At 65.9% G+C, this 15160-nt stretch carries 14 protein-coding genes; 5 read left to right on the forward strand and 9 right to left on the reverse strand.

Annotated elements, in window-relative coordinates; translation table 11 throughout:
* The 3 genes from C5F46_RS05330 to C5F46_RS05340 form a co-directional block, all read right to left on the reverse strand.
* The coding region (locus tag C5F46_RS05330; protein WP_146160215.1) for a transposase at positions 1–314 on the reverse strand (314 nt) is incomplete at its 3' end.
* 76 nt (positions 315–390) lie between these two features.
* Positions 391–1047 carry a response regulator transcription factor gene (locus tag C5F46_RS05335; RefSeq protein WP_107324330.1) on the reverse strand — a complete coding sequence of 219 codons (657 nt, stop codon included), beginning with the start codon at positions 1045–1047 and terminating at the stop codon, positions 391–393.
* Positions 1044–3029 (reverse strand): two-component system sensor histidine kinase NtrB, encoded by a 1986-nt coding sequence (locus C5F46_RS05340; RefSeq protein WP_107324331.1) that lies wholly within the window; start codon positions 3027–3029, stop codon positions 1044–1046. Before C5F46_RS05340 ends, C5F46_RS05335 begins: the two co-directional genes overlap by 4 nt.
* A 91-nt stretch (positions 3030–3120) precedes the next feature.
* Here C5F46_RS05340 and C5F46_RS05345 point away from each other — a divergent pair, with 91 nt between their 5' ends.
* From C5F46_RS05345 to C5F46_RS05355, 3 genes are all read left to right on the forward strand, one after another.
* On the forward strand, positions 3121–4131 hold the full coding sequence (locus C5F46_RS05345) for a TRAP transporter substrate-binding protein (protein ID WP_107324416.1): 1011 nt from the start codon (positions 3121–3123) through the stop codon (positions 4129–4131).
* A gap of 97 nt (positions 4132–4228) precedes the next feature.
* A complete protein-coding gene (locus C5F46_RS05350) occupies positions 4229–4861 on the forward strand; it encodes a TRAP transporter small permease (protein ID WP_107324332.1) in 633 nt (210 codons plus the stop codon).
* Positions 4858–6183 (forward strand): TRAP transporter large permease, encoded by a 1326-nt coding sequence (locus tag C5F46_RS05355; RefSeq protein ID WP_107324333.1) that lies wholly within the window; start codon positions 4858–4860, stop codon positions 6181–6183. The genes C5F46_RS05350 and C5F46_RS05355 overlap by 4 nt, the downstream gene beginning before the upstream one ends.
* A gap of 3 nt (positions 6184–6186) precedes the next feature.
* Here the strand turns inward: C5F46_RS05355 and C5F46_RS17050 are convergent, their stop codons facing one another.
* From C5F46_RS17050 to C5F46_RS05380, 5 genes are all read right to left on the reverse strand, one after another.
* Complete coding sequence (locus tag C5F46_RS17050) at positions 6187–7062, reverse strand: urea carboxylase-associated family protein (protein ID WP_235820094.1); 876 nt, start codon at positions 7060–7062, stop codon at positions 6187–6189.
* 798 nt (positions 7063–7860) lie between these two features.
* A complete protein-coding gene (locus C5F46_RS05365) occupies positions 7861–8625 on the reverse strand; it encodes an ABC transporter permease (RefSeq protein WP_107324335.1) in 765 nt (254 codons plus the stop codon).
* Positions 8626–9408, reverse strand: a complete 783-nt coding sequence (locus C5F46_RS05370; protein WP_107324336.1) for an ABC transporter ATP-binding protein — start codon at positions 9406–9408, stop codon at positions 8626–8628.
* 33 nt (positions 9409–9441) lie between these two features.
* Complete coding sequence (locus tag C5F46_RS05375; RefSeq protein ID WP_107324337.1) at positions 9442–10449, reverse strand: ABC transporter substrate-binding protein; 1008 nt, start codon at positions 10447–10449, stop codon at positions 9442–9444.
* Positions 10450–10636: 187 nt separating this feature from the next.
* Positions 10637–12538, reverse strand: coding sequence for a bifunctional 2',3'-cyclic-nucleotide 2'-phosphodiesterase/3'-nucleotidase (locus C5F46_RS05380; RefSeq protein WP_235820091.1), 1902 nt, complete (start codon positions 12536–12538; stop codon positions 10637–10639).
* A gap of 217 nt (positions 12539–12755) precedes the next feature.
* Here C5F46_RS05380 and nudC point away from each other — a divergent pair, with 217 nt between their 5' ends.
* Together nudC and C5F46_RS05390 are read left to right on the forward strand one after the other, a co-directional pair.
* Positions 12756–13712 (forward strand): NAD(+) diphosphatase, encoded by a 957-nt coding sequence (gene nudC, locus C5F46_RS05385; protein WP_107324339.1) that lies wholly within the window; start codon positions 12756–12758, stop codon positions 13710–13712.
* A gap of 42 nt (positions 13713–13754) precedes the next feature.
* Positions 13755–14228 carry an SRPBCC family protein gene (locus C5F46_RS05390; RefSeq protein ID WP_107324340.1) on the forward strand — a complete coding sequence of 158 codons (474 nt, stop codon included), beginning with the start codon at positions 13755–13757 and terminating at the stop codon, positions 14226–14228.
* Positions 14229–14234: 6 nt separating this feature from the next.
* On the opposite strand, the gene C5F46_RS05395 is transcribed toward C5F46_RS05390, so the two are convergent.
* The gene (locus C5F46_RS05395; RefSeq protein ID WP_107324341.1) at positions 14235–15077 is read right to left on the reverse strand and encodes a prephenate dehydratase; all 843 of its coding nucleotides are present in this window, start codon (positions 15075–15077) and stop codon (positions 14235–14237) included.
* Between the last annotated feature and the right edge of the window lie 83 nt (positions 15078–15160).

Raw genomic sequence — 15160 nt, forward strand, 5'->3', positions numbered from 1 at the left:
GGGACCCAGACCGGGTCGTCAATGCCAAGGCCCACGAACCAGCGGAACAAGAGGTTGTATTCCATCTGCTCCATCAACTGCCGCTCGGAGCGGATGGAGAACAGGATCTGGATCAGGCTCGCCCGGATCAGCCGTTCCGGCGGGATCGAGGAGCGACCGAAATCGCTGTAGAGCGCCTCGAACTCGGCATCGAGACTGGCCAGGGCCTCGTTCACCACCTGCCGGATCTTGCGCAGCGGATGGCGCGCAGGGATGCGCCCCTCAAGATCGACATAGCTGAACAGCGACCCGCTCGTCTCGTCCGCCCCGCGCATTCTCACCCCCCAAAGCCTGCGGACGGTGAATCATGTTCCTCAAATCAGGCCAAGCGCCAACTTCTTCAGCGGCCTGCTAGGGGGCGGGGTTCAGCGTGGTTGGCGGATCGGGGGCGATGCGCGCGGCGGCGAACTGGGCGGCAAGGTCGATGGCGTTGCGCGCGTTCATCTTGGTCAGCACGCGTGCCCGGTGCACCTCGACCGTGCGCATCGCAATCTCCAGACGGTCAGCGATTTCCTTGTTCATCAGGCCCTGAAGCATCAGGGTCAACACCTCGCGTTCGCGCGGGCTGAGCGCGTCGCGCCGCGCGATCATCTCGTGCCGCTCGCGCCTCTCGGCGCGGCCATCAGCGTGCTTGGCCAGCGCCGCCAGCGCCAGATCGACGATCTGGTTGTCGTTGAACGGCTTTTCGACGAAGTCGAAGGCTCCGGTCTTGAGCGCCTGCACCGCCACCGGCACATTGGCATGGCCGGTCAGAAAGATCACCGGCGCGTCGCAGCCCGCCGCGCGCAGCCGTTCGAACGCTTCGGGGCCGGAAAGCCCGGTCATCCGTACATCCAGCAAGACGCAGGAACAGGCGGGCAGCGGAAGCGCGGCCAAAAACGCCTCGGCGCTGTCCCATTCCCGTGCGCCGATTCCGCGCGATGAAAACAGCCACGACAGTGCATCGCGGATCGCCGGGTCGTCATCGACGATATGCACGACGGCAGAGCCTAGGTCGAACGGGGTCATGCGGCCTCGGTGTTTGCGGCGGCGGGCAGGGTCAGGACAAAGACCGTGCCACCGCCGTGGTTGGGGTGAAAGACCAGATGGCCGCGGTGCAGTTCGGCAATGGTGCGGCAGATTTTCAGCCCCATGCCCATGCCGTCGGTCTTGGTGCTTGCGAAGGCGTCAAACAGCGTGTCGGAGATGGCAGGCTCCACCCCCTGGCCCTGATCGGCCACCGCAATCTCGCAGCCGCCCGGCAGGGCGCGCAGCGACACCGTCAGCACGTCGCCGCTGCGGCGACCGGGTGGCATGGCCTCCATCCCGTTGCGGATCAGGTTGATCAGCACCTGTTCCATCAGGATGCGGTCGGCATCGACGGCGGGGGCCGGCTCGATCCGGGTGGCAAGGCGCAGCCTGCGTTCGCGCGCATCGGCGGCCAGAAAGCCCACCGTATCGGTCACCACCTCTGCCAGCGACAGGCGGCTGAAGTTCGGCTCGCGCTTGTTCACCAGATCCTTGATCCGGCGGATGATCTGCCCGGCCCGCCCCGCCTGATGCGACAGCTTTTCCAGCGCCGGGCCCAGTTGCGCAGGGTCGGCCTGCCCGCGTGCCAGCAGGTTTTGCGCCCCTGCGGCGTAGCTTGCGATTGCGGCCAGCGGCTGGTTCAGCTCATGCGCCAGCGTCGAGGCCATTTCGCCCAGCGTGACCAGCCGGGCGGTGCGCCCAAGGCTTTCTTCCTGCGCGCGGGCCAGTCGGGCGGCGCGGCGGGCCTCAGTGGTGTCGATGATCGACCCCATCCAGCCGCGATGCTGGCCCTGCGCGTCGATCAGCGGGGCCTCATAGACCTGCACGTCAATCAGCCGCCCGTCGCGGTGGCGAAACCGGGTTTCAAAGCTTTGCGATCGGGCGCCGCCTTCAGCCAGACTGCGCTGGCGGGCCAGCGTTTCGTGCAGATGATCCTCGGACCAGTAGGGCATCGGCGGGCGCTTGCCCACCAGATCGGCGGCAGGCCAGCCGACCAACTGACAAAAGGCGGTGTTGACATAGAGCACCCGGCCCTGATGGTCCTTGGCGCGCAGGCCCACGGTCAGGCTTTCCTCCATCGAGCGGCGAAAGGCCATCTCGCCGCGCAGCCGCGCCTCGGCCCGGCGGCGGCGGTCGGTGTTGCGGTAAAGCATACCCAACGCCAGCACCGCAAAGGCCGAAATCGCCGCGATCCCCGCCAGCAGCAGGGTATTGGCGCCGGTTCCGCTGTGTTGATGCGGGCGAATGCGCAGCAGGATGCCGCGCAATGGCGGATCAAAGCTGATCGTATGGCTGGGCGTGTCGGCCCGGCTTTCGGTACGCGACCGCGCCACCAGCGCCGCGCCCCCGGCATCGACGAGTTCGACGGCGTATTGTTCGGCGATCCACCACGGAATGTGCCGTTCCAGCAAAAGCGAGAGCGAGACTGTGGCAACGATCAGCCCCTGCCCGCTGCCGCTGCGCAGCCCCAACGCGACGATGGCAGACCCGTCATCGCGGCGGATCACATCGCCATAGACTGGCCGCGACGAGGGCGCGGCGGCCAGCGCGCGCAGCGCCACATCGGCGGAGACGGCATCGCGCGGCACGGCGCGCAGCGGCCCCCCCCCAGCGTCTTGCCACACAAGCGACAGCACTTCGGGGTTGGTGACGATATGCAGCCGCGCGCGCTGATCCAGCGTCGCAGGCGCCACGCCGCCCGCCTCGTCCAGCGCCAGACGGGCCAGCATGTCTTCGTCGCGTGACAACTGGAACCGCAGTGTCTGTTCCACCCACAGCGCATCGGTGGCCAGTTGCGCCCGCACCTGCGCCGCTTCGCGCCCCTCCACGATCCAGGCCAGCGCGCCGACCAGACCGACCAGCGCCACGATTGCCACAAGGGGGATCACCGACAGCAGGTCGATCCGCCCTCGCGCGGCGGCTTCGGCGGCCCAGGCTTCGTTGCGATCCACCGTTTCGCCATCCCTCGTTGCGCCCGCCATTGCGGTTTTCCACAATAGCAAGGCAAGCCACGACATGACAAGAACGGCACAGTCCGCCCCGCAGGGGCAGCGGATATTTGAGGAGGATATCATGCTTACCCGTCGTTCTCTGGCCGCTCTGGCCGGCACTTGCGCCTTGGCGCTGTCGTTCGGGCTGCCCGCGCAGGCCGCCGACCCGATCGTGATCAAGTTCAGCCATGTCGTCGCCCCCGATACCCCCAAGGGCAAAGGCGCGGCCAAATTCGAGGAACTTGCCGAAGCCTATACCAATGGCGCGGTGGATGTTGAGGTTTACCCCAACAGCCAGCTTTACAAAGACAAGGAAGAGCTTGAGGCGCTGCAATTGGGCGCGGTGCAGATGCTGGCCCCCTCGCTGGCCAAATTCGGCCCGCTGGGTGTGCAGCAGTTCGAAATCTTTGACCTGCCCTTCCTGATGAACGGCTATGATGACCTGCGCAAGATCACCGACGGCGCGGTGGGCGCGGGCCTGATGGCGCGGCTGGAGGACAAGGGCATCACGGGGCTGGCGTTCTGGGATAATGGCTTCAAGGTGATGTCGGCCAACAGCCCGCTGCATACCCCCGATGATTTTCTGGGTCTGAAGATGCGCATCCAGTCGTCCAAGATCCTGGAGGCGCAGATGCAGGCGCTGAACGCAGTGCCGCAGGTGATGGCGTTCTCCGAGGTGTATCAAGGGCTTCAGACCGGGGTTGTCGATGGCACCGAAAACCCGCCGTCAAACATGTATACCCAGAAGATGCACGAGGTGCAGAAACACGCCACCGTGTCAAACCACGGCTATCTGGGCTATGCGGTGATCGTCAACAAGGCGTTCTGGGACGGCCTGCCCGAAGACGTGCGCGCCGGGCTGGACAAGGCGATGGCCGAGGCCACCGTCTATGCAAACTCCATCGCCAAGGAAGAAAACGAAAAAGCGCTTGAGGCGATGAAGGCCGCCGGGACCACCGAGTTTCATGACCTGACCGAGGAAGAGCGCGCCGAATGGGCAGCCACCCTGCGCCCGGTGCATCAGCAGATGGCCGACCGTGTGGGCGCCGATCTGATCGCGCAGGTCTACACCGAACTGGGCATCACGAACTGAACGGCGCGGCGGGGTCGCCCGCCGCCCGTTCCTTGCGTCGCGGGCCGCCCTTGTGTGCCCGCGGCGGTTTCCTTTCTCCTGCATCCGAGGGCGTGACATGGTTCTGCGCATCCTCGACCGCCTCGAAGAAATCCTGATCTCGGCGCTGATGGCTGCAGCCGTTGTGCTGATCTTCGTGGCGGTCGTTCACCGTTTCTCCATCGGCTTTGCAGCCGATCTTGTCGGCTGGGCCCGTGCCAACGATTACCCCGAATTGCAGGCGATGGCGCGCAGTGCCTTCAAATGGGTCAACGGCTTCAAGCTGACCTGGGCGCAGGAGTTGTGCATTTACATGTTCGTCTGGATGGCCAAGTTCGGCGCCGCCTATGGCGTGCGGTTGGGTATCCACGTGGGTGTGGACATTCTGGTTGAACGACTGTCGCCCGCCACCCGGCGCCCGATAACTCTGCTGGCCTTTGGCGCCTGTGTCCTGTTCACCGCCATCGTGGCCTGGATCGGCGCCGATTTCGTCTGGCATGTGAAGGTGAACGGCCAGACCTCGCCCGACCTCGAGGTGCAGATGTGGATCGTCTATCTGGCGGTTCCTGTCGGGTCGGCGCTGATGTGTTTCCGCTTCATGCAGGCGACCTGGCTTTATGCCACCACCGGCTTCATCGCGCACCATGACCACAGCCGCGTCGATGGGCTTGAGGAAGAAGCCGAAGACCTTGCCAGGGGTGGCCACGCATGACCGCGCTTGTCATCTTTGCCATTCTGGCGGTTCTGCTGCTGACGGGGATGCCCGTGTCGATCGCCCTGGGGCTGACGGTGTTCAGTTTCCTGTTCGCCATGACCGACATCCCGCTCGATTCCATCGCGCTGAAGCTGTTTACCGGCATCGAAAAGTTCGAGATCATGGCGATCCCGTTCTTCATCCTCGCCGGGAATTTCCTGACGCATGGCGGCGTGGCGCGGCGGATCATCCGCTTTGTCACCTCGATGATTGGCCATTGGTATGGCGGCATGGGGCTGGCTGCGGTGGTGGCCTGCGCCATGTTCGCAGCCATTTCCGGCTCGTCGCCCGCCACGGTGATGGCGGTGGGCTCCATCCTCATTCCGGCGATGGTGGCGCAGGGCTATCCGGTGAAATTCGGCACCGGGGTCATTGCCACATCGGGGGGGCTGGGCATCCTTATTCCGCCATCGATCGTGATGGTGATGTATGCGGTGGCCACCTCCGGCATGGTGGTGACAGGGCCTGACGGCGGGCCGATAATGTCGGCCTCAATCGGCACCTTGTTCATGGCAGGTGTGATTCCAGGGTTGATGCTGGCTACGATGCTGGGCGCCACGACCACCTACCGCGCGTGGAAGAACGACTATCCGCGCATGCCGCGGGCAAGCTGGCGCGAACGCTGGCGGGCCTTCCGCGAAAGCGTATGGGGCTTGATGCTGATCGTGATCATCATGGGCGGCATCTATGGCGGTATCTTCACGCCGACCGAGGCGGCAGCGGTTTCGGCTGTCTATGCCTTCGTGATCGCGGTCTGGGTCTACAAGGACATCCGCCTGCGCGAGGTGCCCAAGGTGCTGCTGACCTCGGCCGCGATGAGCGCGATGCTGCTCTACATCATCACCAACGCGGTGATGTTCGCCTTCATCCTGACCTCGGAACAGATCCCGCAGGCGGTCAGCGCCTGGATCGTGGACATGGGGCTGGGCAAGATCGGCTTCCTGATGGCGGTGAACATCATCTTGCTGGTGATCGGCATGGTGATGGAACCTTCGGCGATCATCCTGATCATGGCGCCGATCCTGTTTCCGGTGGCGATGAAGTTGGGCGTCGATCCGGTGCATTTTGGCATCATGCTGGTGGTCAACATGGAGGTGGGGCTGTGCACGCCACCTGTGGGGCTGAACCTGTATGTGGCCTCGTCGCTGTCGAAACTGGGGTTGACCGATGTGACCAAGGCGACCTGGCCCTGGCTGTTGACGGCGCTGATCTTCCTGATGCTGGTGACCTATATCCCCGACATTTCGTTGTTCCTGCCACGTCTGCTGGGAATGATGTAGCGCTTAGGCGCCGTGGCTGCGGTCATAGCCGTTCGGGGCCGGGGAAACCCAGCCCCGAAGCGTTTGCGGATCGGGGGCCAGGATTTCCACCCGCAGGGGATGGCAGGCGGCGGCATCGGACGAATGTTCCGCCGAACAATCTCCGCCGGGGCAGGCCGACAGCGCGCCCAGCAGGTCGATCTCGGCAAAGAATTCAAGGTAATCGCCGGGCCGCACCGGGCTGGCCTTCATGAAATATTGCCCGGTGTCGCGGGTAAAGCCGGTGCACATGAAGACGTTGAGAACGTCATGCACATGGCCCTCGGCCTCGGCCAGAGGCAGGCCGGTTTCGCGGGCCAGTGCGCGGGTCAGGTTGGAATGGCAACAGTGGTGATAGGTGTGCCCGCCTGACAGAAGATTGTGGGTGTAGGGGTCGCAGCGGGTGCCGATCACGTCATGGACGGACCCGCCGAAGGCATCTTTGCCATACCAGCCCAGCGTGTCGTGGGTCAGGGTCGCCATCGGTCGCAGAAAGGGGAAGGCTGACCACATCCGGTGCGCGGTCGTCAGATGTGTGCCGTGCAAGGCGCGGGTTTTGCCAGAATAGAAGCGTTCGCGCAGGTCGTGCGCGTTCCACAGGTTCAGATCGCCGACCTGCGGCCCTTCGACCGAATGGATGCGGAAGAAATGCCCCGCGGGCACACGGAAACAGGCGGCGTCGCGCGCGGGCACGATCACCTGCCTCACCGGGCGCAGGGTGGCGCGGGCGCTGGCCAGCAGGCCCATGTCGGGCTGCGGCAGGGTTTCGACCGGATAGCAGATCACGGGGTGAACGGCCCGGCGCCGGGCGGCATCGGCGGGGGCGGGGGCCTGCGCGGCAAGAGCGGCAGGGTCTGCGATCCAGCCTTCCAGCGGGTCGGCGCCGGCGGGGCCTTCGGGCCGGGTTAGCCCTGCGCGGTGTGCCCAGGCCGCCTGCGCGGCGCAGATCAGCGCATCGAGTGCATCACCCGTGGGGTCATCGGCCAGCGTCTCGGGCGCCTCGACGCGCAGCCCATAGTGCGCGGCCCCCTGCGGGCCGCACAGTGCGGCCAGAAGCCGAAGGCGCGCCTGCGCCTGCGCCGGGCTTTGCTTGCGGCGGTCGTCGGTCTTGTAGCTGTCCTTGCCGATCAGCCTGCGCGCCGCAGCCCCGGGATAGGCCTCCAGGGCCACCCGCGCCGGATCGCCTGCCGCAAGGCCCGGCAGGCTGACACCCGCCGCCCGCAATCGCGGTGCGCCCTCGGCAAACATCAGCCCCACGGGGGTATAGTGAAGGGTCTGCGGGCTGGCCGCCCCGCAGGCCCGGTCTGCGGCACGAAAATGCTGCCGGTCGCCTGCGGGGCGGTCGGCCTTGTAGGCCGCCAGCGCCGCGGCAAAGCCCTTGCGGCCAAGGGTTGCGACATGGTCCACATAGCCCACCCAATCGGTCGGCCAGCCGATGGTTTCGATCAGCCGCCGGGGCTGGCCAAAGGGAAAATCAAACCCCGCGACCCAAGGGCCGGGGCGGGCCAACAGCGCCTCAAAGGCGGCCAGATCTGTCAGTCGCTCCAGCCGCTGAAACTGCAGTCGGTCATTCTCCAGCCCACAAAAGGCCGCCGTGATCGGCTTGTGCCGCCCCGGCGCAGAGGTGAAATCGACCCCGATGATCTGCATGGCGCCCCCCTAGTGCTGGGGGCGTTCGGCCCATCCGGCAAAGACCCGCTCCAGCACCACAACGCCATAGTAAAGAACGATGCCCAGAAAGGCCAAGGCGATCAGAACCCCGAACATCAATGGATAATCCCCATTCGTTTCGCCCGATTTGAACAGCGCCCCAAGGCCCCGCCCGTGCGGTGAGACGATTTCCACCAGGTTGGTGCCAATGAAGGCCAGCGTGACCGAAACCTTCAGTGCCCCAAAAAATTCGGGCAAGGTCTTGGGCAGCGCGATCTTGCGGAAGATTGTCAGACGGCTTGCCCCCAGTGCACGCAGGATATCGCGGTATTCGGGTTCCAGCGTTGACAGCCCGATGCCGACCGACACCGCGATGGGGAAAAAGCTGATCAGAAACGCCATCAGCACCGTGTTGAAATCGTGCTGGCCGATGAACAAAAGCGCGATCACCGGCACCAGCGTTGCCTTGGGGATCGCGTTGAAACCCACCAGAAGCGGATAGAGTGCTGCGCGAGCCAGTGCCGAAAACCCCATCAACATGCCCAGAAACGTGCCGAAGGCCACCGCCAGCGCCAGCCCCGCCACCGTCCGCCACAGCGTCTGCCAGCCCATTTCCAAAAACATCGCCCGGTATTTCCAGAACGCCGGCCCCAGGTCTGATGGCGAGGCCATCTTGTAATTCGGCCAGCCGTTGACCCAGACGATAATTTCCCACAGACCAAGAAAGGCCAGAATGGCGGCAAAGGGCACCAGAATTTGCTGTGTCCGGCTCATCTAATGCGCCTCCCTGCCCTGGGCGATGCGGATCTGGTCGCGCAGCAGGTGCAGCATGTCGGTGGCTTCGGGGGTGAACAGCACGTCGATGCTGCGGTCTGCGGGCAGATCGACGTTCAACACATATTGCAGCCGCGCGGGCCGCCCCGACAGCACGATCACCTGATCGCCCAGAAACACGCTTTCGCGCAGATCATGCGTGATAAGCACGCAGGTAAAGGGTTCGGCCGCGCGCAGATCGCGCATGGTCTGCCACAGGTCTTCGCGGGTAAAGGCATCCAGCGCGCCGAAGGGTTCATCCATGATCAGAACATCGGGCTTGTGCACGATGGCGCGGCACAGGCTGGCGCGCTGCCGCATCCCGCCCGACAACTGGCTGGGGCGCTTGCCCTCAAAGCCCATGAGGCCCACCATTTCCAGCAGATGCAGCGCGCGCGCCTCACGGTCTGCCCGCGGCATCCGGGGGGCCACGATTTCCAAGGGCAGCATCACGTTTTCAAGGATGGTGCGCCATTCCAGCATCACGGGGTTCTGGAAAGCCATACCCACCGTCTTGCGCGGGCTGGTGACGCGTTCGCCATGCAGCCACACTGCGCCGGTGTCGGGTTTCATCAGCCCCGCCACCAGCCGCGTCAGCGTTGACTTTCCGCAGCCCGAGGGGCCGACGACGGCGCAGAATTCGCCCTCGGGCACCGAAATCGTCAGGTCATCCAGAACCTGAAGCGGCCCGGTCTTGGTGCGGTAGGCATGGGTCACGCCCCGGATCTCGATCAGATTCGTCATGGTTGCTCGATAGGTTCTGCCTCTGGTGGGCGTTCAGTCTATGGTCAGGCTGCCGTCTGTGGGCAGGTAGCTGGCATCGAAGTAGAGGCTCGCGTCGGGTTCGCTTTGGAAGGTGTAGACCGATTTCGTCTGCTCGATCGCCCGCGCCATGCGTTCGGCATCGATGCCGCCCATGCCGTTGGCCTTGACCCAGTCGGTCAGCACATTGTCGGCGATGGCCATTTCCAGCCGCTCGGTTTCCAGCGTCTTGTCAGCGGCGGGGTTGCGCTTGATCAGCGCATCCACAGCGGCGCCGGGGTCGGCCACGGCATCCTTCCACCCCTTGGCCACGGCGCGGATAAAGCCCGTCACCGCCGCCGGGTTGGCCTTGGCGAAATCGGTGTTGACGATCACCACGTTGCCATAGAGCGCCACGCCATGATCGGCCATCAGGATCACCGAGATATCCTCGACCGGAACGCCCAGCCGCTTGAGGTTCAGCACCGACGAAAAGCTGAAGCCCGTGACCGAGGCCACCTTGCCCTCGGCCAGCATCGGCTCGCGCACCGGAAAGCCCACGGGTTCGACGGTGATCGTAGCCATGTCCAGCCCGTTTTCGGCGGCAAAGATCGGAAACTGCGCCCAGGCGCCATCGGGTGGCGGCGCGCCCAGCACCTTGCCGGGCAGATCGGCGGGCGCGGTCACGCCCAGCGACTTGCGCCCCACCACGGCAAAGGGCGGCTTGTCATAGACCATCATTACCCCAGTGACCGGCGCGCCGGGGTTCTGGTCAAGAAATTTCATCAGGCTGTTGATATCGGCAAAACCCACCGGATAGGCGCCGGTCGCCACCTTCGGGATTGCATCCAGCGACCCGGCGCCTTCGCTGATCTCGACCGCCAGACCTTCAGCGGCGAAATGGCCCTTGTCCACCGCCACGAAATAGGGCGCGGCGGGGCCTTCGAACTTCCAGTCGAGCGCGAAGGGCATGGCGGTTTCGGCAGCCGCGGGCAGCGCCAGCGCCAGCGTGGCCGCAAGAGCGGTGAAGGTGCGATGGAACATGTGGCCTCCAGAAGGTTGAACTTGTCCGACATGCTGCGCCAGACCATCGCGCCGGGGCAGGGGCCTTCGGCGCCACATCACGCCTTATGCAAAAGACTGCCTGCGAAATGGGCAGGTGATAAGCCTGCGCCTTGAAACCGGGCAGAAGCGGGCTGGCCAAATCTGCGCGGAGCGGCGGGAATCGGGGCTAAAGCGTCAGGCGATAACGCAGGAAGCCCTCGGCAGTCAGGCCAAGGGCAAGGGGCGACAGGTTCAGCCCGGCCACATCGTGCAGGTGGTCGCGCGCACCGGGGCCGGTGTCGAACAGAACCGAGGTGCCGGGCATCGGGCAGAACCGCCAGCCGGGCTGGGCCGGTGTGGTCACGCAATCGGTGGCGGCGAAATGGGCGATCAGGGCGGCTTCGATGCCCAGCCCGGCATCGGCCACGATCCGGTCTGGTCCGGTGCCCGCAAATTGCCCACCCCCGGCGGCGCGGTAGCTGTTGGTGGCGATGATCACCTCGGCCAGCGGGTCAAGCGGGCGGCCCAGAACGCGCAGGTCGCGGATGCGATGCGCGCCCGGTTCGGCCAGTTCACCCGCGGGGCCGAACCGGGCCGGTTGCGACAGGTCGATGGCAAAGCTGGCATCGCTGATCATGTCGAAATTGTAGATCGGGAAATCGCGGAGGATCAGCGGCTGGTCGGGCTGGCCGGGGGTGATGCGGGCAAACAGGCCCGCGGCACGTTCCAGCCAGTCGGCCAGTTCGGCCCCGGTCAGCCGCAGCGCCTGAATCGTATTGGGGAACGGGCTGAGATCGGCCAGATGGCGGCGCAGGACCGAGCCTGCGGGAATGTCGGTGAACGCCTCGGACCCGGAGCGCCCGCCGCAACGAAACGGTGCCGTCGCCGCCAGAACCGGTAGCCCCGCCAGCGGCCCTCGCGCCAGAAGCCGCGCAACGTGGGCGCGTTGCACCTCAGCCACAAGGCTCACCCCCGGGGCCGGGGCCAGCGGCGCGAAATAGCTGTGCAGCGTGACCGCGCAACGCCCCACCGGGCGGCGGATATCGGCCAGCGCTGCGGCATGGGCAGGCGCGGCCAGCGCCAGAACGCCGGGCGCATCGGCCACCGTCGGGCGGATGCAATGCTCGGCCCCGCGGCGGAAAATAGGCCGCGCCTCGGGCTGGGCGGCAGCGATCTGCCAGCGCCCGTCGCGACGATCCAGCACGAGGTCGATCAGCCCCAGATGCGAGCCTGCAAACCCCGCCATCACCGCAGGCTTGCCATACAGCGTGCCGCGCTGCGGATCGACACCTTCGCCGGGTGGAAAATCGGGGCCGGGAAAAACCCGATGCCGGTGGCCCAGCAGCAGCACGTCGATGCCGCGCAGGCGGGCCAGCGGCAGGGCGGCGTCTTCCTGCCCCGGCTGGTGGTCGGGCGCGCCGATCCCGGTATGAGCCAGCGCAATCACCAGATCGGCGCCCGCGGCACGCAGGCCGGGCAGACAGGCGGCGGCGGTTTCGGTGATGTCGCGGGTAATCGCCCGGCCGGCCAGATGCGCATGGTCCCAGATCAGGGTCTGCGGCGGCAGCAGGCCGATCACCCCGATCCGGATCGGGGCACGGTGCCCCGCGCCATCGGTCAGCACCCGATCCAGCAACACATAAGGCGGGAACAGGGGCTGACCCGCCTGTGCCCCGTCCGCAGCCAGCAGATTGGCGCAGACGACAGGAAACGCCGCCTCCGACAGAACGCGCCGCAGATAGGGCAGGCCATGGTTGAAGTCGTGATTGCCCACGGTGGCCGCATCATAGCCCAGCAGGTTCATGGCGGCGATGATCGGGTGCCGCGCCGCCGCCCCGCTGGCCGCCAGATGATCGGCCAGCGCGCTGCCCTGCAACACATCGCCATTGTCGAACAGCAGCGTATTGGGCGCCTCGGCGCGGGCGGCGGCGATCAGGCTGGCGGTGCGCGACAGGCCCGCGGTCGGCAGCGGTCGGTCGGCGTGATAGTCATAAGGCAGCAGATGGCCGTGCAGATCGGTGGTTTCCATGATCCGCAGATGGGCCTGCTTCGCCTTGGCCCCGGCCGCAAAGGGGTGAGTTCCTGGCAATGCCGATCCTCGTATCAGGCCGCACCCTTATCGGGCGCGGGAGTGGTTGGCCCGGCCCCGCGCGCGCCACAACGCCAAAGCTGTGCCAGCAGTGTAATCGGCGGACGGGGGCGATACACCCATAAAGTGCATTGCCTCTGCCATCTTGCGTTTGCGCGAAGTTGGCTTATGCGCTGAAATCTGGGCAGGACCGTGGGAACGGCAGACGGGACAGGCGATGAAACAGGAACCAGGATGGGCGTTTGCGGGGTCGGGGCTGGACCGGGCGACGGGGCTGCGCGCCGATCCTGTGGCGCTGGCCGCCGCCTTGGCCGCGCCGGGTGCGCGGGTGCTGCCGGTCTGGCAGGGGAGGCTTCTGGTCGAAGAGGGCGCGCGGCTGGGTTGGCTGTCCGCGGGCCATCCGGTTCTGGCCGGGGCTGCGGCGGCGCCGATGCTGCTGGGGCTGGAGGCGGGGGCTGCGCGTTTTGCCCAGGACATTGCGCCTTGGCAGCCTACAGCGGGGTCTGCGCCCGCACCCGGTTTTCTTGACCCGTTCGAGCCGGGGCACCCGGCGCTGCCGGAAACCTTCCGCTTTGCCGATCTGCGCGGGGTGATGGGCCTCCTAAGCCCGCGCGCGGCGGAACTGGCGGCGATGGCGCGGGCGCTGACCGGCTGGCACGCCAGCCACCGCTTTTGCGCGGCCTGCGGCGCAGCCTGCCTGCCTGCGGAGGCCGGTTGGCAGCGGCTGTGCCCGGCCTGCGGGGCCGCCCACTTCCCACGCACCGATCCGGTGGTGATCATGCTGGTCACTCATGGCAATGCCACGCTGATCGGCCGCAGCCCCGGCTGGCCCGACGGGATGTATTCCTGCCTTGCGGGTTACATAGAGCCGGGCGAAACCGTCGAAGCCGCCGTGCGCCGCGAGGTGGCCGAGGAAACCGGTGTGCAGGTGGGGTCGGTGTGCCAGGTCGGCAGCCAGCCCTGGCCATTCCCCGCCTCGTTGATGCTGGGTTGCCATGGCCGCGCCGAAACCACCGCCATCACGCCGGACCCGGCCGAGATCGAGGATGCCTGCTGGATCACGCGTGAAGATCTGGCCCAGGTCTTTGCCGGGCACCACGCCACGATCCGCGCACCGCGGGTTGGCGCGATTGCGCATGGTCTGATGCGCCGCTGGCTTGCGGATCGGCTGTAATCACGCCAGAAGGGGCGCCAGCTTGCCTTGGGGGGCCCGGCGATGAAATTTTCCACCCGTGTTGATATCGAGGCGCCGATCAGCTTTGTCTTTGCCGCGTTGACCGATGTTGCCGCGCTGGAGCGCGCCGCGATGCGCAGCGGGGTCGAGGTGCACAGGTTGGACGAAGGCGCCCTTGACCCCCGCCGTGGCATGTCCTGGGATCTCCGCTTTCGGATGCGGGGCAAGATGCGGCGCGTCGTGGTCACCATTGCAACCATCGAGCCGCCCGAAACGCTGGCCTTCACCGGAGAATCCTCGAATTTCGAGATTTCGGCCGAATTTTCGCTGTTGGCACTGGCCAGGCACCGCACGCGCCTGTCGGTCGCGATGGAAGTGCGCCCGCGCACGCTGGCTGGCCGGGTGATGTTGCAATCGGCGCGCTTTGGCAAGGCGACGCTTGATCGCCGCTATGCCGACCGGATGCGCCTGTTCGGGCTGGAACTGGAAGACCGCTACAGCCGCGGCGGTCACTGAAACCGATCAGGGGCGGCGCGGGTCGGCCGGATAAACCCCCAGAATCGACATCGTCGAGGTGAAATAGCGCAACTCTTCCAGTGCCAGCTTGACGTTGGCATCCTCGGGGTGACCCTCGATGTCGGCATAGAACTGGGTCGCGGTGAAATTGCCGTCCACCATATAGCTTTCCAGCTTGGTCATGTTGACGCCATTGGTGGCGAATCCGCCCATCGCCTTGTAAAGCGCGGCCGGAATGTTGCGCACGCGGAACACAAAGGTCGTCATCATGCGATCAGCGCGGCGCGTTTCGTCGGGCGCGGGCGACATCACCAGAAACCGGGTGGTGTTGTTGCTTTTGTCCTCGATGTGGCGTGCCAGCACGTCCAGCCCGTAAATCTCGCCCGCCAGCTCCGAGGCCAGGGCAGCCAGTTTCGGGTCGCCCTTCTGTGCCACGATCTGCGCCGAGCCGGCGGTATCGGCGCCAGTCACCGACCGCAGGCCATGCTGGCGCAGAAAGCCGCGGCACTGGCCCAGCAGCACGGTGTGACTCATTGCCGCTTCCACTTGATCCAGCCGCGTTCCGGGCAGGGCCAGCAGGTTGATGTGAACCCGCACGAAGGCTTCGCCGACAATGTGCAGCCCGCTTTCGGGCAGCAGGTGGTGAATATCCGCCACCCGGCCATAGGTAGAGTTCTCGACCGGCAGCATCGCAAGATCGGCTTCGCCTTTGCGCACAGCCTCGATCGCATCTTCAAAGGTGCGGCAAGGAAGCGCCTCAAGGTCGGGGCGCGCCTCGCGGCAAGCCTGATGCGAATAGGCGCCGGGTTCCCCCTGAAAGGCGATACGGCCGGTTTTGTGGGCGGTCATCGGTAACGGTCTCCGAAGCTTGCTGTGCGCGGTGCTGCGGCTAACTATACCTTGATCCGACGCAGGGGAAGCGGATACATCCA

This window comes from Phaeovulum veldkampii DSM 11550, assembly GCF_003034995.1.
GTDB classification, from domain to species: Bacteria; Pseudomonadota; Alphaproteobacteria; order Rhodobacterales; family Rhodobacteraceae; genus Phaeovulum; species Phaeovulum veldkampii.